We start from the raw sequence: 24,295 nt of genomic DNA on the forward strand, positions 1-24,295 counted from the left end.
GAGGTATGCCACTCCAACAAGTGATTCCGTTGTTGATTTTTGGTTACGCGACGGAATCTGTCGACCAGGTGTCGAGTTCGCCGCGAAAAGGCAGGACGCTGTGTCCGTGGTGCGTGCCAGACTCGCGTGCATGGAGAAGATCACGGGGGCGGTCGGCTCGCAGGAGGCCCTGATCAGGGCGGTCCGCGAAGGGGCCAGGGTGAAGTATCTGCACTTCTGGGGGCACCGGCCGCGGCCCGACGGCCGGATCGGTCCGAGCTGTCTGAGCCAGTGGTGGCAGGCGCCGTTCACGGTGGACGGCGTGGCGTACGCGACGGCCGAGCACTGGATGATGGCGGGCAAGGCCCGGCTGTTCGAGGACGCGGCGGCGGAGCGTGCCGTGCTGGCCGCGGAGCATCCCGCCGAGGCGAAGAAGGCGGGGCGGCTGGTGCGGGGGTTCGACGAGGCGCTCTGGCGGCGGGAGCGGTTCGGGATCGTCGTGGAGGGCAGCGTCCACAAGTTCGGCGCGCATCCCGAGCTGCGGGCGTATCTGCTGGGCACGGGCGAGCGGGTGCTGGTCGAGGCGAGCCCCGTGGACCGGGTGTGGGGCATCGGGCTGGCCGCGGACGACGAGGCGGCGGCCGATCCGGAGCGGTGGCGGGGGCCGAATCTGCTGGGGTTCGCGCTGATGGAGGCGCGGGCGCGGCTCCGGACCACCGGGGCATGAGTGAGGGGCCGGTCCTCGGGACCGGCCCCTCATGAGCCCTCGGAGCTCCGCTCAGGCCGCCGCGCCGAGCCCGCCCATGATGCTGGCGAACAGCAGGAAGCCCAACAGCGGCAGGATCACGGTGGCGATGATGCCGCAGACCAGGCCCGCGGTCGCCGCGCCCTTGTTCGTGGCCTCACCGCGGGTGGCCTTGCCGCGGCCGATGGCGCCGAAGATGATCGCGAGAATGCCCAGGATCACGCCGAAGAACCACATGATGAACGTCACGCTGCAGACCACGCCGATGATGCCCAGCACCAGTCCCGCGGTTCCCATGCCGTTGCTGGGCTGCGCGGGCATCCCGTAGCCGGGCGCCTGCGGGTAGCCCACGGGCGGCGCGGCCGGGTAGCCGGGGCTGCCCTGGGGGTAGCCGTAGCCCGGGCCGGGCTGCTGCGGATAGCCGTATCCCGGGGCCGGCTGCTGCGGCGGCTGGGCCGGCGGGCCGAAACCACCCGGGGGCGGGTTGGTGTTGGACATGGACGTACTCCCCTCCGTTGTCAGACCAGGGCATCGTAGTGGCCAAGTAGGCCGTGAAGACGCCCTGTTTCAGCGGTGGGAGGGGGCGGTGGCCACCGGGCCGAGGGTGCCGTAGTACGGGTCGTCGTCGTAGTCGTCGCTGTTGATCGCGGCCGTGATGCCGACGGCGATCAGGACGATCACCGTGATGCCGAGGATGATCCCGATGATGCCCATGATCAGACCGGCCTGGGCCTGACCGTGGTTGGTGGCCACTCCGGCCTCGGCGCGCTTGCGGCCCTTGATGCCGAAGACGACGGCGAGGATGCCGGTGACCAGGGAGACCACGCCGTAGAGGCAGAAGAGGGTGCAGGAGACGATGCCGAGCACCATCGCGGCGATGCCCAGGCCGTTCTGGGGGGCCGGGGGCATGCCTGGCCAGCCGTAGCCGGACTGGGGGTAGCCCGGGTAGCCGTAGCCGCCGGGCGCTCCCGGGCCGGTGGGAGCCACGGGCGGGGGCGGGACAGCGCCGGTGCCGGTGCCGGACGGGTCGTACTGGGGCGTGCCGGCGGGTGGGGTGAAGCCCGGCATCGAGGTGACCGTGGCCTGGTCGTGCACGGACGGCGGCTGCGGCGTCTGGTTCTTGTCGAGCGAGGGCGTGCTCTCCGGAGGCGCCCACGGGTCGTGGCTGCCTCCGCCGGGCTGCGTCGCGTCCGTCATCGTGCGTCCCCCCTGGGTCGATCGTGCCGTCATGCTACGGGGCCGTTCGGCGCGTGCCACAGTGCGGGTGCGTGGGGGCTGGTCGCGCAGGTCCCCGCGCCCCTGAAGGAAGGGCGCTGCACCTCACGCCTACGATGAATTCCGAGTCATCGATCAGCCGATCACCCGCGCCCCGCCCGCCTCACGCCGGCAGCGGCGCCGTTCCGGGGAGGAACCCTTGACCGAGCATCTTGTCGACCCCCGCGCCCCACGCGACCTGAAGGCCTTCATCGCCGGACTGCCCAAGGCCGAACTGCATGTGCACCACGTGGGATCCGCCTCCCCCCGGATCGTCTCCGAACTGGCCGCGCGGCACCCCGACTCGAAGGTGCCGACCGACCCCGAGGCGCTGGCCGACTACTTCACGTTCACCGACTTCGCGCACTTCATCGACGTGTACCTGTCGGTCGTCGACCTGATCCGCACCCCGGAGGACGTCCGGCTGCTGACGTACGAGGTGGCCCGGGACCTGGCCCGGCAGCAGGTGCGGTACGCCGAGCTGACCATCACGCCCTTCTCGTCCACCCGCCGCGGCATCGACGAGCGCGCCTTCATGGACGCGATCGAGGACGCCCGCAAGGCCGCCGAGGCCGAGTTCGGGACCGTGCTGCGCTGGTGCTTCGACATCCCCGGGGAGGCGGGCCTGGAGGCCGCCGAGGAGACGACCCGGCTCGCCACCGACGACCGGCTGCGTCCGGAGGGCCTGGTCTCCTTCGGTCTCGGCGGGCCCGAAGTCGGCGTGGAGCGGCCGCAGTTCAAGCCGTACTTCGACCGGGCGATCGCCGCCGGACTGCACTCCGTACCGCACGCGGGCGAGACGACCGGCCCGCAGACGGTGTGGGACGCACTGACCCACCTGCGGGCCGAGCGCATCGGGCACGGCACCAGCTCCGCGCAGGACCCGAAGCTGCTCGCGCACCTCGCCGAGCACCGGATCCCGCTGGAGGTGTGCCCGACCTCGAACATCGCCACCCGCGCGGTCCGCACCCTCGACGAGCACCCGATCAAGGAGTTCGTGCGGGCCGGGGTCGTCGTCACCATCAACTCCGACGACCCGCCGATGTTCGGCACCGACCTCGACAACGAGTACGCGGTCGCCGCCCGGCTGCTCGACCTCGACGAGCGTGGCCTTGCCGACCTGGCGAAGAACGCCGTCGAGGCGTCCTTCCTGGACGCGGCGGGCAAGGCCCGGATCGCGGACGAGATCGACACGTACACCGCGCAGTGGCTCACCCGGTGACGCCCGTCCCGGTCGCCGTGGCCCACCGGGGCGATCCCTACCGCGTCCGCGAGAACACCGTCGCCTCGCTGCGTTCCGCCCTGCGCCGGGGCGCGGACGCGGTGGAGATCGACGTACGGCTCACCCGGGACGGCGTGCCGGTGCTGCTGCACGACGCGACGCTGAAGCGGCTCTGGGAGCACGAACGGCCGTTGCTCGCGCTGTCCTTCGAGGAAGTGCGCGGGCTGACCGGCGGCGGGGTGCCGGCCCTGGCCGAGGCGCTGACCGCGACCGACGGGCACCGGGTGATGATCGACCTGCCCGGGTCGCCCGACGTGCGGGCGGTGCGCCGGGTCATGGGCGTCGTGGAGGAGGCGGGGGCGGCGGACCGCGTCTACTACTGCGCGGGCGCCGACGCCATGCTCGCCGTGCGCGCGGCGGATCCGGCCGCCGAGATCGCCCTCACCTGGACGACGCTGGCCCCGCCCCGGCCCGTCCTGCTGGAGGCGATCCGCCCGCGCTGGCTCAACTACCGCTTCTCCCTGGTGGACCGCCCTCTCGCCGAGCGCGTGCACCGCGACGGCCACCTGCTGTCCGTCTGGACCCCCGACACACGCCGCTCCATGCGGCGACTGCTCCAGGCGGGCGTGGACTCGATCACGACGAACCGCGTCGACGTGCTGTGCGCTACACGCGCGAGCGCTGCGGCACCGTCGCCGGATCGGCCGGGGTCGCCCGCGTGACGTACTGCGGCACCGGCGCGCTGTCCGTGCCGGTGTCGCGGACGAGCCCGTAGCGGATGGCGCCCTGGGCGGGGCCCTCGTTGACGTCCTTGTCCACGGCGTCCCGGTTCGACGGGAAGACGGCGAGGCCGTAGTCGCAGCCCCGTTCGTTCTGGGTGAGGGTGACGGTGCCGTCGAGGTAGAAGTACTCGTTCTGCCACATCTGCTGGGTGCCGGGCGGGAGGACCGCGTAGCCGATGTCCGGGCCGCCCATGCCGGTGGCGTAGCCGTTCGGGACGCCGGGCAGCGGGTCGTCCATGCGGCGCGAGCCGCCGGAGGCCACGTGGAACAGCTTGCCCTTCAGGCCGGTCCAGGTCGGCATGACCACCGCGCCGGGCCGGGCGTGCGGCGAGATCTGCCAGCGGACCAGGACATAGCCCTGACCGCTCAGCGTCACGCTGTCGCCGCGGTGCTGCATGACGGCCTTCGGGCCGCCGGTGCTGGTGATGCCGGACTCGGAGCGTCGAGGCAGGGCGGCGGGCCGGGCGTTCGGGTCCGGGGCGCGGTCGACGGCGTCGACGACCGTGCCGTACAGGTCGGCCTTCCTCTTCGCCGACGGGGAGGGCGTGGGGGTGGGGCTGGGGCTGGGCGTGGCGGAGGGCGGCGGTTCGGACGTGGCCGTCGCCGTGGGGGTGACCGCGGCCCTGGGAGGCGGGGCGTCCGGCGGCTGGGTGACGACGTAGGCGCCGCCCGCGGCGATCGTCGCGCCCGCCGTCATCGCGACGGCCGGCTTGGTGAGCGCGCCGAGCAGCTTGGCGGACCAGCCTGCCGAGGTGGCGGCCGCCGCGGTCTTGCCGCCGAAGGCGAGCGACAGGGTGAAGCCGACGGGCAGCGGGACGAGGGCGATGCCGACCAGGAGGCGTTCGGCCGGGACGACGGCCTCGCGGGTGTCGCCGCAGTAGCCGCAGCCGCGGATGTGCCGGGCCAGCCGCTTGCGCCACACCGAGTCGGGCCGCCCGTTCCACCGGCCGGTCAGTTCCCGGAGGTCCGGGCAGGCGCCGTCCAGGGCGCGGACGATGCCGCGCGAGGTCTCCAGGCGCTCCTTCATCCGCTGGACGCGCACGGCGGCGTGCTGGCGGGTGATGCCCACGGCGGCGGCCAGTTCGCGCCGGGTCAGTTCGCCCGCGACCTCCAGCCACCACAGCGACAGCAACTGCCGGTCCTCGTCGTCGAGCCACCGCACCGCCTCGGCGACCTCGCGCCGCTGGCCTTCCAGCTGGAGCCGCAGCACGGTCAGTTCGGCGAAGTCGGAGGCCGCCGCCTCCTCCAGCCGGTCCGGGGTCCTGTGCCGGGCCCGGTCGCGGATCTGCCGCATGGCGATCGCCACCAGCCAGGACCGGAAGCTGTCCGGGTCGCGCAGTGAGCCGAGGTGGCCGACCGCCCGCAGCATGGTCTCCTGCACCACGTCGTCGACGTCGGCGTGCCCGTTCAGGGCCCGGCCCACGATGTTGTAGACCAGCGGCAGCCAGCCCGCGACCAGCTCGTCCAGCGCCCGCCGGTCGCCGGCCTGCGCCGCCGTGATGACGGCGCGCCAGTGCTGACTGTCCACGGTGGCCTCTCGACGCCTGGGTTCACTGATGTTCCGCACGCACCCTCTCAGCCGGTCCCGGGGTCCTCGCCATGTCGGGGATCACAGTGGAGACGGCGTGAAGGGCAGGCGATAACACTTTCTACTCCCGGCACCTTTTGATCATCTTCGGGAGGAAGGCGTCAGTCTCCGCTCAGTGCCTGCCCGAGCTCGGCCCGCCGCCGGATGCCCAGCTTCTTGTACGTGCTGGTCAGATGGGTCTCCACGGTGCGCCGGGCGAGGTGGAGGAGGCCGGCGATCTCCGTGTTCGTGCGGCCGTCGGCTGCCAGGCGGGCGATGCGCAGCTCGCTTCCGGTGAGGGAGCCGGACCCGGTGCGGGCGGTGGCGGCGCGGCGGGCCCCGCCTTCGCGCAGGGCCTCCTCCGCGAGCGTCCGCAGCCGGACCGCGCCCAGGCGTTCGGCGCGTTGGGCCGCTGTCCGCAGGCATTCCCGGGCCCGGGCGCGTTCCCCGGCGGCGGTCAGCTGCCGCCCCTGCGCGAGGAGCGCGGCCACCAGCTCCCCCTGCGCGGCGGCCGGCGCGTCCGTGAGGAGATCTACGGCCTCCTCGGCCAGGCGCAGACCCCGGCGGCCGCCGGTGACCTTGCCGAGCACCCTGAGGGCGCGGCCCACCGTGCGGGGCGTGTTCCACACCCGGGCCAGGCGCAGCTCCTCCTCGGCCAGCGCGAGCGCCTCCCGGGGGCTGCCGAGGGCGAGCCGGCACTCGGCGGCGGCGGAACGCCACGGCGTGACGACCGGGCTGACGACGTCGCGGGCGGTCTGGCGGCGGCCGCACTCCAGGAAGTCGTGCAGCGCCCCGGCCGTGTCGCCCGCGGCGGCCCGCTGCACGCCCCGCGCGTACAGGAACCGGTTCAGCTCCCAGCTGTCGGGCGCCTCGCGCAGGTCGAAACCGTCCGCCAGACGCCTGGCCTCCTGCGCGCGGCCGGTCTCCACGAGGGCGATCAGCGTGGTGGCGTGCACGTTGGAGGGCCCGTGGGCGGGCGCGGGCCGTTCGGCGGGCAGCAGCGTGTACTCGCCGCGCGCGGCGGCGACGTCGGCCCGGGTGTTGAGCAGGGCCGCGTGCATCGGGTGCAGCAGGTCGGGGCGCTGGCCGGCCAGTCCGCGGTCCACGAGGCGGTCGGCCTCGTCGAGTTCGTCGGCCCACTGGGCGACGGCGGCGGCCGTCCCCAGCAGGAACGGCTCGGTCAGCGGGTGGGCGGGCTCGGCGAGCAGGGCCCGCACCTGCCGCATCGCGTCGTCCGCCGAGGTCAGTGCGGCCGTGGCCGCGTACCGCACGAGCAGGGCCCGGGCCGCGGGGCCGACGAGTTCCGGTGAGTGCTCGGCGGTGTCGGCGAGGCAGCGGTACACGTCCTGGCGGACCGTCTGGTCCTGGTCGGACAGCAGGGCGGACGCGGTCTGCAGGGTGGCTCCCAGGTCGGGGTGCCCGGAGAGCTGGCCGTCCACCGTGCGCAGCACCTCCACGGCGGCCCGGGTCCGGCCGCGTCCGGCCAGTGCGGTGCCGAGGGCCACGGCGGCACGCACCCGGTCCTGCGGCGTGCCGTGCAGCCGCAGCGCCTCGGTGAGCCGGGTCATCCCGGCCGAGAGCTCCCGGCCCGCGCACTCCAGGGAACCCAGCTCGGTCAGGATCCGCTGCCGGTGGTCCTCGGCAAGCGGCTCCTCCAGGGCCCTGCGCAGGAACACGACGGCCTGGTCGGAGCGGCCGTCGCGCAGGGCGAGGGCGGTGGCGTCGCGCAGCACGGCCGGGGCCCAGGGGGCACCCACGGGGCCGGACAGCAGCAGTTGCCGGGCCACCGCCTGAGTGGGGGCGCCGCGGTGCAGCATCGCCTCGGCGGCGGCCCGGTGCACCGCGCGCCGCCGGGCGTCGGGAACGCCCGTCAGTACGGCGTCCCGCAGCAGCGGATGGGCGTAGCGGGGATGGCCGTCCGGGCCGGGGCGCAGGACGCCGAGCCCGGTCATCGCCGTGAGCCAGCCCGCCACCCGGGCCGGATCGGCCCCGGCGACCTCGGCGAGCAGCCCGGCCAGGGACCAGGACCCCCCGGGGTCGCCAGCGGCCGGTTCCGCCCCGCTGTCGCCCTCTTCGAGCACGGCGAGCACCCGGGCGACCTCGGCCGTGGCGGGCCCTGCGCTGTCCAGCCACCAGTGCACGGCGGCCGGGTAGGAGCCGGGGTAGAGGGCGGCGGAGGTTGCGGGGACGGGTGGGTAGGGGGTGGGCGTGAGTCGGTCGGTGGCGGGGCCGGGGGCACTGAGGTGGTCAGCCGGCTGACGGGAGGGGGTGCCCACCGCGTCCGCCGGGGCGTGCCCGGCAACCCGGTCCGCTGCCGCCGGCTGCGGAACCACGGCCCCGAGGTCGTCCAGGAGCGCTCGCAGGAGCAGCGGGCTGCCCGCGCCGGCCCGGGCGCAGGCCTCGATCCACTCGGCGGGCGCGTCCGGGTGCTCCGCGCGCACCAGCCGCGTCGCCGAGTCCGCGGCGAGAGGGGCCAGTGTGTGGGTGTCGACGAGGGCGGGCGAGAGGGTGTGGGTGAAGCCGGGGGCGGGCGGGTCGATGTCGTACTGGCTGCGCTCGGTGACGGCCAGCAGGACCGGCAGGGGTAATCGGCCCACGTGCCGGGCCGCCTCGACGAGCCAGCGGTACGAGGGCCCGTCGGCCAGGTGGACGTCGTCCACGGCGAGCAGCATCGGGGACTCAGCGGCGTGCGCGTGCAGGATCCGCCAGAGCTGGGCGGCCTGCTCGCGTTCGTCTCCGGCCGGGTCGGGCGTCTCCAACCCGGCGACCGGATCCAGCAGTTGGCGCACCGCGGCGAAGGGCCCGGCCGCGAGACCCGGGGCGCAGCGCGAGCGCAGTACCCGCATGCCCTGGGCGGCGGCGTCCTCGGCGGCGGCTTCCAGGACGCTGGTCCGGCCGGTGCCGGTCGCGCCGCGCAGCAGCACGAGGCTGCCCGTTCCGGACCGTGCCCGGGCGATTCCGGCGGCCAGCAGGGCGGCGGCTTCGCGGTGTTCGCCGGGCAGGTCGGGCCGTAACCTGCCAGGCTGCTCGCGCTGCGGATCGGGCATTCCTGCCTCCTTGGTCGGACGTGGCGTCTTCCCCCGTCGAGGACGGCCTCTACGCGGGGCCGGTGCCGTGACAAGAACCACGGCGGCGGAATCCGGCCCCGGCGCAACCGAACGGGCCGTCACGATCCGCCTCGTGCACGGCGGATCGTGGTCCCGGGCGTTCCCCGATCTCGTGGTCCCCCTCGTGGTCCTCCACGATTGCGCCCGGCCCACCCGCCACAGAAGGCTGATGAGCGCACATCAGCCACCGGCCCCACAAAGCCGGCGCGCACGCGGACATAGGGGAAACGGTTGCTCAGCTCATCGCGGACCACACGCCCCGGCGCGGCCGACCCCGCGGTCCGGATACCCGTGGTGGTGCATGCCGCGGACCCGATCTCACGCGAGGGGGCGGTCAGCCAGCTGCGCCGGTTCCCGGAGATCGACCTGCGGGAGGAGACGGGGTCCGGCCCCGGCACGGTGGCCCTGCTCATCGACGACGTGCTCGACGACTCTGCGCTGACCCGGCTGCGCCGGCTGGTGCGCAGCGAGGGCGCGCGGGCGGTGCTGGTCGTGGGTGCCCTGCGGGAGACGGAGCTGCTCGACGTGATCGAGTGCGGGGTCGGTGCCATCGTGTGGCGGCGGGAGGCCACCGCGACCCGGCTGGTGCAGGCCGTGCTCGCGGCCGCCCGCGGCGACGGCGACCTGCCCGCCGACCTGCTCGGCCGGCTCATCAACCAGGTGGGCACCCTGCACCGCGGCGCCGCGGGCCGTACCGGAGCTCCGGCATCGGGGATGACACCGCGTGAAGTGGACGTGCTGCGCCTGGTCGCCGAGGGGTTCGACACCGGTGAGATCGCCAGCAAGCTGTCCTACTCCGAACGCACCGTCAAGAACGTGATGCACGGGCTGACCACCCGGCTGCACCTGCGCAACCGGGCGCACGCCGTGGCGCATGCCCTGCGGGAAGGCTACATCTGACCGAACGGGCATCCGAAATCGCCCCCGTGGGCAGCGTTTTCTGCCCCGCCGCCGTCCCCGGCGTCCCTGCGGGCCCGGGCACCACGGAGGGCAGGATCGACGAGGGCGGCAGGTGACACGCGGGCGAGCAGGGCGGAAGCGGGAGCACAGCGGTGATCCACGAAGTGGACGAGGTCCTCAAGGGCCTGCTCAGCGGTGGCGCGCTGGCCGGCTCCGGCATCGACATCGCCCTCGACGCCCCGACGCGCGACTGGGCCGCCCGCCGCAACGCCCCCACCATCAACGCGTATCTCTACGACATCCGTGAGGACGTCAACCGCCGCCAGCGGGGGCAGCTCCCGGTCCGGGACGACCGGGACGTCATCGTCAAGCGCCGTCAGCCGCCGCGCTGGTTCCGCCTGTCGTACCTGGTGACGGCATGGACGAAGCAACCCCAGGACGAGCACCGGCTGCTGTCCGCCGTGCTGGCCACGCTGATCCCGCGCGAGCTGCTGCCGCCCTCCGAACTCCCGGGTTCGCTCGCCGCGTTGGGCATGACCATCCCGGTGTCGGTGGCCGGCATCCAGACCGAGTCGCGCTCCCTCGCCGAGATCTGGTCCGCCCTCGGCGGCGAACTCAAGCCGTCCCTGGACCTCGTGGTCACCGCGCCCTTCCCGGCCTACCCCGAGTACGACGCCGGGCCGCCCGTCACCGAGGGCGCCGCCGTACGGATGGGTGCCCTGGACGGCACGCCCGGCACGGAGGAACGCGCGCACAGTCCCCGGCAGGTCGCGGCGGCCGAGGAGGCCCGCAGGAGGGCGCGGCGGATCGCGGGCCGGGGACGGAAACCGGCGACATGAGCACCCGGACCTCCGAGGAGGCTCCCGCCACCGCGCTCCTCGCCCGCCTCACCGGGCTGCGGAACCAGGCCGCCCTGCTGGTGGAGCACCGGTCGGCCGGCGACCCCACGGCCGGTGACCCGCTGCGCGGCCTGTACCTGTCGGACGAGGCCGTACGGCATCTGCTGCGCCCGGCCGAGCCGTTGCCGCTCACCTGCCCCGACCCGGACGGGCCGCCCGGTGACCGGCTGGCCGAGCTGTCCGCCCGGCTCGGTCTGACGGAGCTCGACAGCGCGCTGCTCCTCATCGCCCTCGCCCCGGACCTGGACCGCGGTTTCGAGCCGCTGTACGGCTACCTCAACGACGACGTCAGCAGGCGGCGGGCCACCGTGGCCCTCGCCCTCGACCTGTGCGGCGTCCCCGTCCACCTGGCCGAGGCGCGGGCGCGGCTGCGTCCCACGGCCCCGTTGTCCGCGCTCGGGCTGCTCACCGTGGAGGAGCCCGAGCGGCCCTTCCTCAGCCGCTCGCTGCGGGTACCGGACCGGCTCGTGGCGCATCTGCTCGGCGACGACACCCCTGACGCGGCACTCGCCGGGCACCTTCACCCGCTGCCGCACGCCGTCCCCGGCGACGACGAGGAGTTCACCCGCTTCACCGGCCTGCTGGCCGCCCGCCTGACCACCGGAGTGCCCCTCACCGCGTACGTCCGGGAGCGCCGCGAGGGCGACGGACTGCCCGGCGTCACCACCGCCCTGCGGGCTGCGGGCCTCACGGCCGTACGGTTCTCGGGGCCCGAGGACCGGGTCCCCGATCTGCTGCGCGAGGCGCGGCTGAGCGGCCTCGCGGTCGTCGTCACCGGGCTGCCGGACCAACCGGGCCCGCTGTTGAAGCAGTTGGCCGCCGCGGACGACGTTCCCGTGCTGATCACCGGGACGCGCCCGTACGACCCCCAGTGGTGCGACGGGGACCCGCTGGTCCTGGACGCTCCCCCGCGCCGTGCGGGTGCGGTGCACGCCTGGGCGGCCGCCCTCGGCGGGGAACCGGACTTCGACCTGGCCGCGACCGTCGCCCCGTACCGCCTCGCCGGTGACCACATCGCCCGTGCCGCCCGCGCGGCCCTGGACCTCGCCGCGTTCGAGGGTGCTCCGCTCTCCCCCGGCCACCTGCGTCTCGCCGCCCGCCGGCAGTCCGCCTCCGGCCTGGAGCAGCACGCCCGGCGGATCCGGCCCGCCGTCGACTGGCGGGACCTCGTCCTGCCCGAAGGGCCCCTGGCGCAGCTGCGGGAACTCTCCTTGCGCGCCCGCCACCGGGAGCGGGTCCTCGGCGACTGGCGGCTCAGCGCGGGCGGCGGCCGGGGCCGCGGGGTCCTCGGCCTGTTCGCGGGCGACTCCGGCACCGGCAAGACGCTCTCGGCGGAGGTGGTGGCGGCCGATCTCGGCCTCGACCTGTACGTCGTCCAGCTGTCGTCCGTGGTCGACAAGTACGTCGGCGAGACCGAGAAGAACCTCGAACGCATCTTCACCGAGGCCGACCGGACCGACGCGGTGCTCCTCTTCGACGAGGCCGACGCCGTCTTCGGCAAGCGGTCCGAGGTGAAGGGCGCGCACGACCGGTACGCCAACCTGGAGAGCTCCTACCTGCTCCAGCGGCTGGAGTCCTTCGACGGCATCGCGCTGCTCACCACCAACCTGCGCGCCAACATCGACGAGGCGTTCACCCGGCGCCTGGACCTGGTGGTCGACTTCCCGTTCCCGGACGCCGGGCAGCGCCTCGCGCTGTGGCGGCACAGCCTGTCGCACGTGCCCGGCGGGGACGGCATCGAACCGGGCCCGGTGGCCGAGGACTTCGAGCTGGCGGGCGGCTCCATCCGCAGCGCCGTGGTGACCGCCGCGTACCTGGCCGCAGGGCGCGGGGACAAGGTCACGGCGGGCGACCTCCTGGAGGGCGCCCGCCGTGAGTACCGCAAGGCCGGCCGCCTGGTGCCGGGGGAAGGCACCTGGTAGCGGCCCCGCGGCGTCAGCTCTCCGACGGCTTCACGATGTCCCATTCCTGGTCGTCCGTGTTGGAGCAGTCGAAGAGGGTCAGGTTGGTGCCGTCGCCCCCGGTGCTGTAGCCGGCCACGTCCAGGCACTTGTTGTTGCTGGCGAAGTTGCGGATCCAGTAGGAGCCGCTCGGCTGCTTGTCGAGCCACCACAGCTGGTTGTCGCGGGTCGTGCCGTCACAGGTGTACTCGGTGATCGGAGACCGCACGGGGGCTGCCCCGTAGTAGGGCAGGTCCACGCACAGCTGGTCCTTGACGTTGCGGATCTGGAAGAGCGCCTGCCCGCCCGGCCCCTTGTCCGGGTACCTCACCTCGAGATTCCACCGCTGGTTGCTCTGCGGGGACTCGTTGCACGCGTACTGCTGCACCCGTCCGTCGATCTTGCCCTTGTCGGTGCCCGGCAGGCTCGCGCACTTCCTGGTGGTGGGGTTGCGCAGCAGGATGTTCTCCGCCGGCACCACGGGCTTGGGGGGCTTCTTGGTCTGCTTGGGGGCGCCCCCGCCTCCGCCGCCGCCGTTGCCGCCGCCGTCGCCGCCCTCCGGCTGCTGCGGGGTCGGTGACGGTGGCGGCGGGGCCGAGGTGAGGGCCGGGGTGGGTGTCGGCGAGGGCGCGAGCGTGCTGCCCGCTTCCACGGCCGCCCCGGGATTGGCCTTGCTGGCCACCGCGGGCTTGTAGGTGATCCACAGCATGAGGAAGGTGAACGCGAGGGCGAACAGGATCCCGAAGCAGGTCGCCAGCCAGCGCGGCAGGAACCCGCGCTGGACGAACGTCCCCTCCACGGGCAGCGGTTCGGCGCCCGAGCGCTGCACCGTGAGGGTGTAGGGCCGCTGCTCCTTCGACCCGAACCAGATGATGTTCTTCGGCTTGAGCGTGGCCTTGACGAAGGCGGCCCGGCCCGGCTCGATCTGGACGTTGCCCGGGGTGAGGTCGTACGACAGCTCGTCGCCGTTGTCGCTGCCGCTGAGGGACGCGGTGAGTCTGGTGTTGCCCACGTTGTCGACCGCCAGCCGGGGCCGCCCCCGCAAGCGCCCCTTGACCGTGGGCGGCACCAGCTCCGCCCGCACCTCCGTGAACGGGGTGATGGTCAGGTTCCCCTCGGGGACGGTCGTCGCCTCGGGGTGTTCGGTCGGCGTGATGCGCACCGCGTACGGGTTCGGCCCCGCCGTGGCGTCGGGCGTCCGCGGCGGCGCGAACGTCAGCTCCACCGTGCCGGTCGTGCCGGGGTAGAGGCGCAGGGCCGCCGGTTCGACCGTCGTCCAGGGGGCGACGGGCCCGACCGGTTCGAAGCGGTACTCGTCGACGACGTCGCCGGTGTTGCGCAGGCGCAGTCGCACGCGCGTCACGCTGCCCGGGTCGACGGTCGCGGACGCGGGTTCCAGGGAAGTCCACAGGCTCACTGTCGCGACGCTAGCCGGGCCCCGACGGGGCGTCAGGAAGCGTGAGGGCACGATGACATGACCGAACGGGCCACGCTGCGGGGCCGTCCGGTCCGGGCGTCTGCGGCCCGGTCCGCCGTCTTTGCGACGCCGCGGAGATCCATCAGAAGCCCCCTAGAGGGCATCGGAGCCGCCGTCGCCGCTCTCGTCCGGTGTCCGCCGGACGGCGGGCACCGGCCCGTTCATCACCCGCCGGGCGTTCTCCACCGCGTGCCGTTCACCCGAGTCGTTCTCCTTGGACACCCGCACTCCGGCGCCGTTGTCCGTGCCGGGGACGGGACCGGCCATCTGGTCCTGGTAGTGGGTGAGTTCGTGCGCCCAGTCCTCCTTGGTCAGCGGCGCGCCCTCGACGACATGGGCGCCGGAGGTGTACGCCTTCGCGCCCAGCTCCGCCGCAGACTCCTGGGCGAGGGGCCCCTTGTGCACGCGTACGCCGCTGAAGTCGGCGCCGCCGAACCGGGCTTCCATCTCGGTCCGCAGCCCGGAGTCCAGGTGCTCTCCCGGGGTGTTCAGGACGTCGTGGACCAGGGCGCGGCGCTGCACGGAGGGCGTGTGCCCGCAGTTCCCGTCGTGCTCGTGCCGCTCCTCCTCGACGGCACGGGTCACGGCCGCGTTGCCGGCCATGCGTTGCAGGGCCAGCATCCGGTGGGCCGGCGCGCCGGGCGCGTCCGCGCGGCGCTCGTCCCGGTCGGCGGCCCGCCCGCCCCGTGTTCCGTGTGCGTGCACGGCGTTCCCCTCGATGATCTACGGCTGACCCGTCAGCTGTACCCGCCCGGGCGGCGGCACGAGAGGGCCGGGAGGGCAGCTGCGGGGGCAGAGCCGCCGTGCCGGGGTCCGGGGGCGCCTTCGGCTGCCCTCGCGGGCAACGGCATTGCCCCCGCTCCGGCACCGAAGGCCGTTTCGGCGGCGGTCGGGCGCGCGTGAGGGTGGGAGGTGTTCGTGTCTCGTACCCCGAGGAGAGCAGAGCATGCCGTCCTACCTGTCGCCCGGCGTCTACGTCGAGGAGGTGGCCAGCGGCTCGCGCCCGATCGAGGGGGTGGGGACGTCGGTGGCGGCCTTCGTGGGGCTCGCGCCGACCGGTCCCCTGAACGAGCCGACACTGGTGACCAACTGGACGCAGTACGTGGCGGCCTTCGGTGAGTTCACCGACGGGTACTACCTCGCGCACTCCGTCTACGGCTTCTTCAACAACGGCGGTTCCGCCGCGTACGTCGTCCGCGTGGGCGGCTCACCCGAGGGCGCTCCCGCCGACGCGGAGCAGGGCCCCGCGGCCGTCACCGGCCGCTCGAACGCCCCGGCCGCACTGCCCGCCGGCGAGCCGAAGCAGCTCGGCACGTTCACCGTCACCGCCGTGGCGCAGGGCGATCTGAGCGTCGAGGTCGCCGACCCCGAGGGCGAGGGCCCCGCCGAGCGGTTCAAGCTGATCGTCAAGGACGACGGCAAGCCGGTCGAGACGTTCGACGTGACCGCCAAGAAGGGCGGCCGCAACTACGTCGTCACGCAGGTCAAGGAGCGCTCCAAGCTCATCACCGTCACCGAGGCCGCGCCGGCCGCGCAGCTGGCCCGCCCGGACAACCAGACGGTGGCCCTGGCGGCCCCGGCTCCCGCGCCGACCGCCGCCCCCGCCGAGCCCGCGGACACCTCGCAGCCGGGCCCGGCCCAGTACCTCGGCGACTCCGCCGACCGCACGGGCTTCGGCGGCCTGGAGGCCGTGGACGAGATCTCCATGGTCGCCGTGCCCGACCTGATGGCCGCCTACCAGCGCGGCGCGATCGACCTGGAGGCCGTCAAGGCGGTCCAGCTCGGGCTGATCGCGCACTGCGAGCTGATGGGCGACCGGGTCGCCGTCATCGACCCGCCGCCGGGCCTCAACGCCCGCCAGATCCGCGTCTGGCGCCAGGAGACCGCCGGCTACGACTCCAAGTACGCGGCCCTGTACTACCCCTGGATCAAGACCTTCGACCCGGCCGGCGGCCACGCGCGGCTGGTTCCGCCGAGCGGCCATGTCGCCGGCATCTGGGCCCGCAGCGACGCCGAGCGCGGGGTGCACAAGGCGCCCGCCAACGAGGTCGTTCGCGGCGCGGTGGACCTGGAGACCCAGATCACCCGCGGCGAGCAGGACCTGCTCAACCCCATCGGGGTCAACTGCATCCGCGCCTTCCCGGGCCGCGGCATCCGCGTCTGGGGCGCCCGCACCCTCTCCTCCGACCCGGCCTGGCGCTACCTGAACATCCGCCGGTACTTCAACTACCTGGAGGAGTCGATCCTGATCGGCACCCAGTGGGTGGTGTTCGAGCCGAACGACCACAACCTGTGGGCCCGGATCCGCCGCAACATCTCGGCGTTCCTGGTCAACGAGTGGCGCAGCGGAGCGCTCTTCGGGCAGCGGCCCGAGGAGGCGTACTACGTCAAGTGCGACGAGGAGACCAACCCGCCCGAGTCGGTCGACGTCGGCCGGGTCGTCTGCGAGATCGGCATCGCCCCGGTCAAGCCCGCCGAGTTCGTGATCTTCCGCCTGGCCCAGTTCTCCAGCGGCAACGGGGAGCTGGAGGAGTGACCCGCCCCGGCCCCCGCCCCCGTACCCCCCTCACGACCTCTGTCACAAGGACATCCCACACATGAGTCTCCAGCCGGGTGACGCCCTCACCTCACACAACTTCGGCCTCCAGATCGACGGTGTGATGGTCGAGTACCTCGCCGAGGTCAGCGGCCTCACCCTCGAACAGGACGTCATCACCTACCAGCAGAACACCGCGCAGGGCAGGTCCGAGGTGGCCCTGCTGCCGGGCGTGCAGAAGAACGGGCAGTGCACCGTCGTGCGCGGCATGACCCAGTCGGCGTCGTTCACCCAGTGGATCAACGATTCCATCGCCGGGCGGATGGCCACGGCCCGCAAGAACGCCTCGATCATCATGATGGACTTCGAGGACAACCCGGTGAAGCGGTACAACCTCCGCAACGCCTGGTGCAGCAAGATCGACACGAGCACGGTGAAGGCCGGCGAGGCTGCCGCCCTCACGGAGACCGTCACCATCGTGTTCGAAGAACTGGTCATCGAGTAATGCGGCGTACGGCTGCGAGGGCGGGCGGGGCCGCGCCGGAGGCGCCGGGCGCTGCGGAGCCCGGGCCGGAGCCGGCCCGGGACTCCGCCGCCCCCGCGCAGGCTCCGCTCCTCCAACAGGACCACCTGCGCACCGAGTTCCCCTTCCAGCTGCCGCGCGGCTACGTCGACGACGCGGGCACCGTGCACCGGGACGGCGTCATGCGCCTGTCGACGGCGAGGGACGAACTGGTCCCGCTGCGGGACGTCCGCGTCCAGGAGAACCCGGCGTACCTGTCGGTGGTCCTGCTGGGCCGGGTCATCACCCGGCTCGGCACGCTGCCGATGGTCCACGACGGGATCGTGGAGAACATGTTCGCCTCCGACCTGGCGTTCCTGCAGGACTTCTACCGCCAGATCAACGCGGAGGGCCACACCCGCGCGGCCGTGCAGTGCCCCCACTGCACGGAGCCCTTCGAGGTGGAACTCGGCGGGAGCCGCCTGGGGGAATCGTGACGTACGCGACCGACCGGCTGCACGAGGAGATCGCGTACGTCGCCTACCACTTCCACTGGGGCATGGACGAGATCCTGGACCTGGAACACCACGACCGCCGCCGGTTCACGAACGAGATCGCGTCTTTGGTGACGCGTGCCGGGGCGGAGGGCTGAGGGATGGGATTCCTGGGGCGGTTGCGGGGGTGGGGACACGAGGCCGATGCCTCCGGCCCTGGCGGCGAGGTGGCTGCGGGTGCCGTGCCGTCCGCCGGTGGGCCGGATGCCGAGGCACGGTCCGATGCCGGTACGGGCGGGCCGGGCATCGCCTCGCGGGCGGATGCCGGGCCTGTGGTGACCGCCTCCTGGTCGGGGCTGCCGCCGATACAGCGTGCGCTGAATCCTGGGCAGCGGTCCGGGGTCGCGGACGCGGGGTTCGGCGGACGGTTGTCGACATGGCAGAACCCGTCGTTCATGGGCATGGCGTCCCACGCGGTCCTGGACGGGCAGTCGAGCGCCGTACTCGGTGACGTACCGCGCCCGACGGCCGGCCGTCCGGTCTCGGGCCTCGAACGCCGCGCGGGTGCACTGCCGTTGGCGGGTCCGGAGCCGTTGCCGCAGCGCCCACCGGCGGTGCCGCTGCGGGCGCTTCCGCCTATGGGGGCGGGGGTGGTCGGGGGGCCTGAGGTGGCTGGTAGCCCTGGGGTTGGTGGTAGGTCTGAGGTTGCCGGTAGGCCTGAAGTCGGCGGCAGGCCTGAGGTAGCCGGCAGTCGTGAGGGAACTGGCAGGCCTGGGGCTGCCGGTAGATCTGAGGCGGCCGGTAGGCCTGGGGTCGCCGGTAGGCCTGGGGTAGTCGGTAGGCGTGAGGGAGCTGGCAGGCCTAGGGCCGCCGGTAGGCCTGAAGTCGGCGGCAGGCCTGGGGTAGCCGGTAGGCCTGAAGTGGCCGGCAGGCCTGAGGTAGGCGGCGGATCTGAGGTTGCCGGTATGCCTGGGGTCCCGGCTTCCGGTGCCGTGGTGGACGCAACTCCGAGTGCTCGTCGGGGCGTTGGGAATCGACCTGTCGTGCAGCGGACGCCCAGCCGCGCGCCGTCCGCGTCCGCGGGCTCCTCGCCGGGCGCGGTGAGGACGGTGAGGCCCGTGGCCGCTTCCTCCGGCCGTGGCGCTGCCCCGGTGACCGGGGTGGGCCCGACGCCGGCCCTCACGAGCAGGCCGCCGTCGGCCGCGCCGCCCTCCCCCGCTGCCCGTCCCACACGCCAGGGCAGCGGGACGGGCGTGGGAACGTCGACCCCTACGGGCCCGCCCACGCCCGCCACAGCACAGCGCACTCCCTCGGCTGCGCGGCCGGGGCGACGGACAGGTGGCCCGACCACTCCCGTGCCGTCGGCCCGAACTGCTTCTCCGCCGCCCGCATCCGGTCTCCGAGTGACGCCCGTGCCGACGAATCAGCTGTCCCGGCCGGGGTCGTTGACGAAGACGTCGGCAACTCCGGTACAACGACGGACGCTTCCGGCAGCGCCTGGAGCTGTCAGGCCCTCCAAGGGCGGCACAGCGGGTGCCACTCCGACGACAACCGGCAGCGGTCAGGCACACGTCCCCACCACCTCGGAGGCCGCACCGCCCGAACCGCACGCGATCCCCCCGATGCCGGGCAGCCGACCTTCTGCCCCCGCGCCAGGGCTGAGCAGCACCAGCGCGTCCGAGGACGTGCAGGTCCAGCGAACCGCCCCGGCCCCCGGCAGCAGTGCGGCAGCGGAGCCCAGCACCCCGACGAGGTCTGCAAGCGCACCACCCGACTCCCAACTCCCGTTGCAGCACACGGCCTTCCAGCCCGACAGCAACACGGCAGCACCGTCAGGCACTCAGATCCCGGTGCAGCGCATGCCCCGCCCAGCGGCATCGCCCAGCTCCCGTGACGTCTCGGTGCAGCGGTCGGCCCTCCCTCCCCCGGGCGTGTCCGAGGACGTACAGGTCCAGCGAACGGCCCCGGCGCCCGGCACCCGTGCGGCAGCGGAGCCCAGCACCCCGACGAGGTCCGCAAGCGCACCACCCGACTCCCAACTCCCGGTGCAGCACACAGCCTTCCAGCCCGACAGCAACACGGCAGCACCGTCGGGCACTCAGGTCCCGGTACAGCGCATGCCCGCAGTCCGGCGTGACGCGGTGCGCGGCCACGACCGGAGTGCACCCGGGCACGGCGAAGTGCCGTCCGCTGCTGCCACCCCGGCCGCCCCCAGCCGTACGGCGGCCGCCCCGAGGAGCGACACGAACACCGACAACGGCCCGGCCGCCACGGGAGCGCCCGCACAGCCGCCCCTCACCCCGACCACGCCCTCAGCCCCGGCCGGACCACAACGCCCCACGGGACGGCCAACCCAGCCACCCTCCGGCCCGGCCACCCCGCGAGACCCGGCAGGACCACGACGCCCCGCGGAAAGCTCCACCCAGCCACCCACCAGCCCGGCCACCCCGCCAGGCCCGGCCGAAGCGCGACGCCCCGCCCCCGGCAACCCCGCGAGCACCCCGTCGCCCCCTGCCAGGTCTGCGCGCGCAACCTCCGACGGTCCCAGGGCACCGCTCCCGGCCGTCCAGCGCCGCCCGGCCGACTCCGGCCGGGCGCCACATCCCCCGGCCGTCAGCAGCGGTACGACACCGCAGCCCGGCGAGCAGTCCAACACCCCCGCGACCCGTGCCGTCGGGTCATCTCATGCCCAGGGCACCCAATCGAACGCCGGCTCCACGTCGCCCACCACCGCGCCGACGCCAGGCAATCGAAGCCGCACGGCTTCGCCCGGCGCAGAACCGGCATCCCACTCCCAAAGCACCCCCTCCACCACCACCCCCACACCACCCCCCTCCCCCTCGGCACCGGCACCGGCCAAGCACCCCCACGCTCAGCCGCCGCCGGTCGCAGACGTACAGCGGACGACGCTGCCCACGCACTCCCCCGCACCCACCCCCCACAGCCCCACAAGCCCGTCCGCCGGCACCACCCCGGCACCCGGCCCCACGCAGGCCGTGCCCACCCCCAGCCCCGCATCCAGCAGGCCCGCCACCCAGCCGGCGACAGTCAAGCCCGCCAAGCCGGCGCCCCCGACCGCCACACCCCCCGTCCAGCGAAGCGTCACCCCCCGCCCCCCTCGCCTCGGCCTCGGCGCCCCCCTCACCGCACGCCCCACCCCCGCATCGCCCCCCTCCCCATCGCACCACCGTGACGCCACCCCGACCGCCCCCCGCCGCTCCCCCCTGGGCGCCCCCGTACCCACCACGCCGACCCACACGACCCCGCTGCTCAGCCCCACCCAGCCCACGCCACCCCAGCCCTCCGTACAACGCACCCCAGCCCCACAGCCCACTTCCACGCCCACCCACCCGCACACCCCCACCCCCCAACCACCCCTCCCCGTCGTCCAGCACCTCTTCCGCAAGAAGCCCAAGACGGCACCCCAGGCCACGCCCCCCTCAGCCACAGGAGCCCTCGCCGCAGCCGCCGCAGCCACGGTCGCGACCACCCTCACCAACCAAGCCGCAGCACCCGCCACGGGCCACTCCGACCCCCCACCCCCCTACACACCCCCGGCCGGCCCACCGCCCCCGCCGCCCGCCTACACGGAAGTCCCCGCCGGGACCTTCGACCCCCGTGAGCTGACCGACTTCCAGCTGGACGAACTCGTGCACCGCATCATCGGCCGCATCACCCGCCTGATCCGCACAGAACTACGCCTGGACCGCGAACGCATCGGCCGGCTCCGCGACCCCCGCCACTGACCGGCCCCCATCCGCCCCGGAACGACCGCCCCGGACGACAGAAAGGCCCACCCGCGATGTCCCGCCAGGATCCGGGCTCCACCATCTGGTTCACCCTCAGCATCGACGGCGAGAGCCTCGGCTACTTCAACGGATGCGAAGGGCTGTCCTCGCAGGTGGAGATCGAGCAGCGCCAGGAAGGCGGCAACAACGGCTTCGTCTGGCAGCTGCCGACCCGCGTGTCGTTCTCGACGATCCGGCTGACCCGGCCGCTCACCCCGGACACCACGAAGGTCGCCAAGTGGATCTCGTCGCTGCAGACGGGCATCAAGCGGCCCACCGCGCAGATCGCGGCGCTGCGCGCCGACGGGTCGGAGGTCGCCCGGTGGGGGCTCATCGACGTGCTGCCGGTCAGCTGGACCGGCCCCACCCTCGACCCGGCCAACCCGGCGGTGGCGACCGAGGTTCTGGAGATCACCCACCACGGGTTCACGGACTGAGACGAACTGAGGGGAGGACCGGGACATCATGGCCAAGGGCAGCAAGAGGGGCGCGGGCAAGAGCCTCATCCGCGCCACGCTCGCCATTCACGAACCGCCGAAGGGCAAGAGCAGGACACCGGGCGGGATCATCAAGACGTTCGACTTCGACTTCAACCCGGCGCAGTTGTCGCTGAGCCGCCGTGCCCAGTGGAAGGCGACCCCCGCGCAGACCGAACGGGTCGGCCCGCTCCCGGAGTTCATGGGGGCGGAACCGCGTGAGATGGCCGTCGAGATCTTCCTGGACTCCTCCGACGAGCCGACCAGCAACTCCGTGATGAAGAAGGTCGACTCGCTGCTCGCCTGCTGCGAGGTGACGACCAAGAGCATCGCCGCCAAGCAGCCGTCGCCGCCGTGGGTCGTCTTCCAGTGGGGCTCGTTCTCGACGGCCCGGTTCACGGCGTACGTCAGCTCCGTGTCGGCCGACTACACGCTGTTCTCGACGACCGGCGTGCCCATCCGCGCCACCTGCCGGGTGCAGCTGCACGAGATCCCGATGAAGACCAAGGGACAGAACCCGACCTCGGGCGCGCTCACCGCGCAGCGCGTGCACCGGGTCGTGGCGGGCGACTCGCTCCAGTCGCTGGCCTGGCGGGAGTACGGCAACGCGGCCGCCTGGCGCTCCATCGCCGAGGCCAACGGCATCGACGACCCGTCGCGGCTGCCGACCGGCATCGAACTCGTGCTGCCGGCCACCGAGGAGGTGCGTTCCTGATGGTGCAGTCCTCGTTCGTCAGCGTCGTCGACGTGAAGATCGGCGGCTCCCCGCTGCCGCCCGAGTTCGTCCCGGACCTGGTGGAGAGCTACGTCGACCAGGGGGTCGGCGTCCCGGCCGCGTTCCGGCTGACGTTCCGCGACCCGTACCGGCTGCTGCTGGGCCAGCTGGGCATCACCTTCGGCACCGAGGTGGTGTTCGCGCCGGTGGCCGACGGCGAGGGCGCCGCCGATCCGCTGCTGACCGGTGAGGTCACCGGCCTGGAGGCCGACTACGACGGCACCGGCAGCTACACCGTCGTCCGCGGCTACGACTTCGGGCACCGCCTGCTGCGCCAGCGCCGGGTGGCCGCGTACCGCAACCAGAGCGCCTCGGACATCGCCCGCAAGCTCGCCGGCCAGGACGGTGTGCCGATCGGGCGGATCGAGTCGACGAAGACGGTGTACGAGTTCATCAGCCAGTCCAACGTCACCGACTGGGACTTCCTCGCGCGGCTCGCCGACGAGAACGAGATGGTCATGTCCGTGGACGCGGACGGCAGGTTCCAGTTCGTGAAGCCCAAGTCGGCCTCCGGCGCGCCCTCCCCGAACACCGACGGCGACAAGAGCCCGTTCGTCCTCCAGGGCGGGCACGACATCCTGCGGCTGCGGGCCGCCGTCACCGCCGCCGACCAGGTGGCCAAGGTCGAGTCGCGCGGCTGGGACGTGACCACCAAGAAGAAGCTGACCGCCACCGCACCCGCGACCGGCAATCCCGGCATCACCATCGGCACCACCCCGGGCGCGGCGGCCGGGAAGTTCAAGGCCGCGAGGCTCGTGGAGACGGGCACGCCCTACGACAAGCAGAGCGAGGTGAAGTTCGCCGCCGACGCCCTCGCCGACGACGTCACCGGCTCGTTCGCCGAGCTGGAGGTCGTCGCGCGCGGAAACCCCAAGCTTCGCCCGGGGGTTCCGGTCGCGCTGGCGGACGTCGGTGTGCCCTTCGAGGGCAAGTACACCGTCACCTCGGTGCGGCACGACTTCGGCGACGGCAGGCACTACGAGGCGTGGGTGACGGTCAGCGGACGCCAGTGGCGCTCGCTGTACGGGCTGGCCTCGGGCGGGACGCCCGCCGCGCCCCGGCTGCCCGGCGTGGCCAACGCGCTCGTCACCGACGTGAACGACCCGCTCAAGCAGGGGCGGGTGCGGCTGCAGTTCCCGTGGCTGGACGACACGTACGTCAGCGACTGGACGCGGACCGTTCAGCTGGGCGGTCTGGGCGGCGGCGGGGTGTTCCCGATGGACGTCAACGACGAGGTGCTGGTCGCGTTCGACCGCGGTGCCCTGGACCATCCGTTCGTGATCGGCGGGCTCTACAACGGGCGGGACAAGCCCACCACGGTCGGTGACGTGCCGCTGCACGACACCGTCCGCAAGAAGGCGAGCCGGCACACCGTCTCCGACCGGGACGGCAACCGGATGGACCTGCTCAGCCAGAAGACCGGCGGCCGCAAGCAGGGCGTCCGGCTGGTCTCCGGCGACAAGCAGCTGACCATCAACCTGGACCGGACGAAGACCGAGATCACGGTGGACAGCAAGGGCTCGGTGACGATCAAGGGCAGCCGGTCGGTGTCGGTCGAGGCCGGCGGCGATCTCTCGCTGAGCGCCCGGCGCAGTCTGACCATCAAGAGCGGCGGTCCGCTCACCATCCAGGGCGGCGGTGTGGTCAACATGCGGGCCGCGGGCGCGATCGCGGTGAACGCGGCCGGTGCCCTGAACCTGGACGCCACGGGCATCGCCAGCCTCACCGGCAAGGCCACCGTGCAGATCAACTCGCTCGTCAACACGACGATCAAGTCGCCGACCACGTTGATCGGTTCGAAGACGTTCGGGGTCACCACCATCCCCGTTCCGATGCCGATCCCGTGACCGGC

The 24,295-nt window shown here is 73.4% G+C and carries 20 protein-coding genes; 14 read left to right on the forward strand and 6 right to left on the reverse strand.

All coding sequences use genetic code 11. From position 1 onward, the window contains the following. Positions 1–130: 130 nt before the first annotated feature. Complete coding sequence (locus AB0G20_RS33710; protein WP_361309062.1) at positions 131–706, forward strand: NADAR family protein; 576 nt, start codon at positions 131–133, stop codon at positions 704–706. A 51-nt stretch (positions 707–757) separates the two neighbouring features. Here AB0G20_RS33710 and AB0G20_RS33715 read toward each other — a convergent pair whose 3' ends face one another. Then, complete coding sequence (locus tag AB0G20_RS33715) at positions 758–1,222, reverse strand: DUF4190 domain-containing protein (RefSeq protein WP_361309065.1); 465 nt, start codon at positions 1,220–1,222, stop codon at positions 758–760. 69 nt (positions 1,223–1,291) lie between these two features. Then, positions 1,292–1,921: a DUF4190 domain-containing protein gene (locus tag AB0G20_RS33720; protein WP_361309068.1), complete on the reverse strand. Its 630-nt coding sequence runs from the start codon at positions 1,919–1,921 to the stop codon at positions 1,292–1,294. 160 nt (positions 1,922–2,081) lie between these two features. On the opposite strand from AB0G20_RS33720, the gene AB0G20_RS33725 reads away from it, so the two are divergent. Beyond that, on the forward strand, positions 2,082–3,200 hold the full coding sequence (locus AB0G20_RS33725) for an adenosine deaminase (protein WP_361309294.1): 1,119 nt from the start codon (positions 2,082–2,084) through the stop codon (positions 3,198–3,200). After that, on the forward strand, positions 3,197–3,922 hold the full coding sequence (locus AB0G20_RS33730; protein WP_361309071.1) for a glycerophosphodiester phosphodiesterase: 726 nt from the start codon (positions 3,197–3,199) through the stop codon (positions 3,920–3,922). Before AB0G20_RS33725 ends, AB0G20_RS33730 begins: the two co-directional genes overlap by 4 nt. Here AB0G20_RS33730 and AB0G20_RS33735 read toward each other — a convergent pair. Both AB0G20_RS33735 and AB0G20_RS33740 read right to left on the reverse strand, forming a co-directional pair. Beyond that, on the reverse strand, positions 3,867–5,510 hold the full coding sequence (locus AB0G20_RS33735; protein WP_361309074.1) for a sigma-70 family RNA polymerase sigma factor: 1,644 nt from the start codon (positions 5,508–5,510) through the stop codon (positions 3,867–3,869). The two genes, AB0G20_RS33730 and AB0G20_RS33735, sit on opposite strands and share 56 nt — an antisense overlap. A 161-nt stretch (positions 5,511–5,671) precedes the next feature. After that, on the reverse strand, positions 5,672–8,596 hold the full coding sequence (locus tag AB0G20_RS33740; RefSeq protein ID WP_361309077.1) for an AAA family ATPase: 2,925 nt from the start codon (positions 8,594–8,596) through the stop codon (positions 5,672–5,674). Between the two features lie 291 nt (positions 8,597–8,887). Between AB0G20_RS33740 and AB0G20_RS33745 the strand changes: the two genes are divergently transcribed. From AB0G20_RS33745 to AB0G20_RS33755, 3 genes are all read left to right on the forward strand, one after another. After that, positions 8,888–9,556: a response regulator transcription factor gene (locus tag AB0G20_RS33745; protein ID WP_361309079.1), complete on the forward strand. Its 669-nt coding sequence runs from the start codon at positions 8,888–8,890 to the stop codon at positions 9,554–9,556. 152 nt (positions 9,557–9,708) lie between these two features. After that, positions 9,709–10,395, forward strand: coding sequence for a DUF4255 domain-containing protein (locus AB0G20_RS33750; RefSeq protein ID WP_361309082.1), 687 nt, complete (start codon positions 9,709–9,711; stop codon positions 10,393–10,395). Further along, entirely contained in the window at positions 10,392–12,377 is a 1,986-nt protein-coding gene (locus tag AB0G20_RS33755) for an AAA family ATPase (RefSeq protein ID WP_361309085.1), read from the forward strand. The genes AB0G20_RS33750 and AB0G20_RS33755 overlap by 4 nt, the downstream gene beginning before the upstream one ends. 13 nt (positions 12,378–12,390) lie before the next feature. On the opposite strand, the gene AB0G20_RS33760 is transcribed toward AB0G20_RS33755, so the two are convergent. Both AB0G20_RS33760 and AB0G20_RS33765 read right to left on the reverse strand, forming a co-directional pair. After that, the gene (locus tag AB0G20_RS33760; RefSeq protein ID WP_361309088.1) at positions 12,391–13,812 is read right to left on the reverse strand and encodes an RICIN domain-containing protein; all 1,422 of its coding nucleotides are present in this window, start codon (positions 13,810–13,812) and stop codon (positions 12,391–12,393) included. 153 nt (positions 13,813–13,965) lie between these two features. Beyond that, positions 13,966–14,577: a DUF4157 domain-containing protein gene (locus AB0G20_RS33765; RefSeq protein WP_361309090.1), complete on the reverse strand. Its 612-nt coding sequence runs from the start codon at positions 14,575–14,577 to the stop codon at positions 13,966–13,968. A gap of 241 nt (positions 14,578–14,818) precedes the next feature. Here AB0G20_RS33765 and AB0G20_RS33770 point away from each other — a divergent pair, with 241 nt between their 5' ends. The 8 genes from AB0G20_RS33770 (at position 14,819) to AB0G20_RS33805 (ending at position 24,290) form a co-directional block, all read left to right on the forward strand. Continuing rightward, positions 14,819–16,408: a phage tail sheath subtilisin-like domain-containing protein gene (locus AB0G20_RS33770; RefSeq protein WP_361309092.1), complete on the forward strand. Its 1,590-nt coding sequence runs from the start codon at positions 14,819–14,821 to the stop codon at positions 16,406–16,408. A 61-nt stretch (positions 16,409–16,469) separates the two neighbouring features. After that, positions 16,470–16,913: a phage tail protein gene (locus AB0G20_RS33775; RefSeq protein ID WP_142159014.1), complete on the forward strand. Its 444-nt coding sequence runs from the start codon at positions 16,470–16,472 to the stop codon at positions 16,911–16,913. After that, positions 16,913–17,407 carry a hypothetical protein gene (locus tag AB0G20_RS33780; RefSeq protein ID WP_361309096.1) on the forward strand — a complete coding sequence of 165 codons (495 nt, stop codon included), beginning with the start codon at positions 16,913–16,915 and terminating at the stop codon, positions 17,405–17,407. The genes AB0G20_RS33775 and AB0G20_RS33780 overlap by 1 nt, the downstream gene beginning before the upstream one ends. Continuing rightward, the gene (locus tag AB0G20_RS33785) at positions 17,404–17,562 is read left to right on the forward strand and encodes a DUF6760 family protein (RefSeq protein ID WP_361309098.1); all 159 of its coding nucleotides are present in this window, start codon (positions 17,404–17,406) and stop codon (positions 17,560–17,562) included. The genes AB0G20_RS33780 and AB0G20_RS33785 overlap by 4 nt, the downstream gene beginning before the upstream one ends. 2,838 nt (positions 17,563–20,400) lie before the next feature. Next, on the forward strand, positions 20,401–21,150 hold the full coding sequence (locus AB0G20_RS33790) for a hypothetical protein (RefSeq protein WP_361309100.1): 750 nt from the start codon (positions 20,401–20,403) through the stop codon (positions 21,148–21,150). Positions 21,151–21,206: 56 nt separating this feature from the next. Next, a complete protein-coding gene (locus tag AB0G20_RS33795) occupies positions 21,207–21,629 on the forward strand; it encodes a phage tail protein (RefSeq protein WP_097221094.1) in 423 nt (140 codons plus the stop codon). 28 nt (positions 21,630–21,657) lie between these two features. Next, a complete protein-coding gene (locus AB0G20_RS33800) occupies positions 21,658–22,383 on the forward strand; it encodes a peptidase M23 (RefSeq protein WP_361309102.1) in 726 nt (241 codons plus the stop codon). After that, positions 22,383–24,290, forward strand: coding sequence for a VgrG-related protein (locus AB0G20_RS33805; protein WP_361309105.1), 1,908 nt, complete (start codon positions 22,383–22,385; stop codon positions 24,288–24,290). The genes AB0G20_RS33800 and AB0G20_RS33805 overlap by 1 nt, the downstream gene beginning before the upstream one ends. Positions 24,291–24,295 lie beyond the last annotated feature (5 nt).

It is taken from the genome of Streptomyces sp. NPDC024017 (genome assembly GCF_040638895.1).
GTDB lineage: Bacteria > Actinomycetota > Actinomycetes > Streptomycetales > Streptomycetaceae > Streptomyces.

Excerpts from the sequence above, each read along its gene's own strand:
- AB0G20_RS33720 (WP_361309068.1), bottom strand. The coding sequence starts at position 1,921 with ATGACGGACGCGACGCAGCCCGGCGGAGGCAGCCACGACCCGTGGGCG.
- AB0G20_RS33755 (WP_361309085.1), top strand. The coding sequence starts at position 10,392 with ATGAGCACCCGGACCTCCGAGGAGGCTCCCGCCACCGCGCTCCTCGCC.
- AB0G20_RS33780 (WP_361309096.1), top strand. The coding sequence starts at position 16,913 with ATGCGGCGTACGGCTGCGAGGGCGGGCGGGGCCGCGCCGGAGGCGCCG.
- AB0G20_RS33740 (WP_361309077.1), bottom strand. The coding sequence starts at position 8,596 with ATGCCCGATCCGCAGCGCGAGCAGCCTGGCAGGTTACGGCCCGACCTG.
- AB0G20_RS33775 (WP_142159014.1), top strand. The coding sequence starts at position 16,470 with ATGAGTCTCCAGCCGGGTGACGCCCTCACCTCACACAACTTCGGCCTC.
- AB0G20_RS33805 (WP_361309105.1), top strand. The coding sequence starts at position 22,383 with ATGGTGCAGTCCTCGTTCGTCAGCGTCGTCGACGTGAAGATCGGCGGC.
- AB0G20_RS33800 (WP_361309102.1), top strand. The coding sequence starts at position 21,658 with ATGGCCAAGGGCAGCAAGAGGGGCGCGGGCAAGAGCCTCATCCGCGCC.
- AB0G20_RS33770 (WP_361309092.1), top strand. The coding sequence starts at position 14,819 with ATGCCGTCCTACCTGTCGCCCGGCGTCTACGTCGAGGAGGTGGCCAGC.
- AB0G20_RS33795 (WP_097221094.1), top strand. The coding sequence starts at position 21,207 with ATGTCCCGCCAGGATCCGGGCTCCACCATCTGGTTCACCCTCAGCATC.
- AB0G20_RS33710 (WP_361309062.1), top strand. The coding sequence starts at position 131 with ATGGAGAAGATCACGGGGGCGGTCGGCTCGCAGGAGGCCCTGATCAGG.
- AB0G20_RS33715 (WP_361309065.1), bottom strand. The coding sequence starts at position 1,222 with ATGTCCAACACCAACCCGCCCCCGGGTGGTTTCGGCCCGCCGGCCCAG.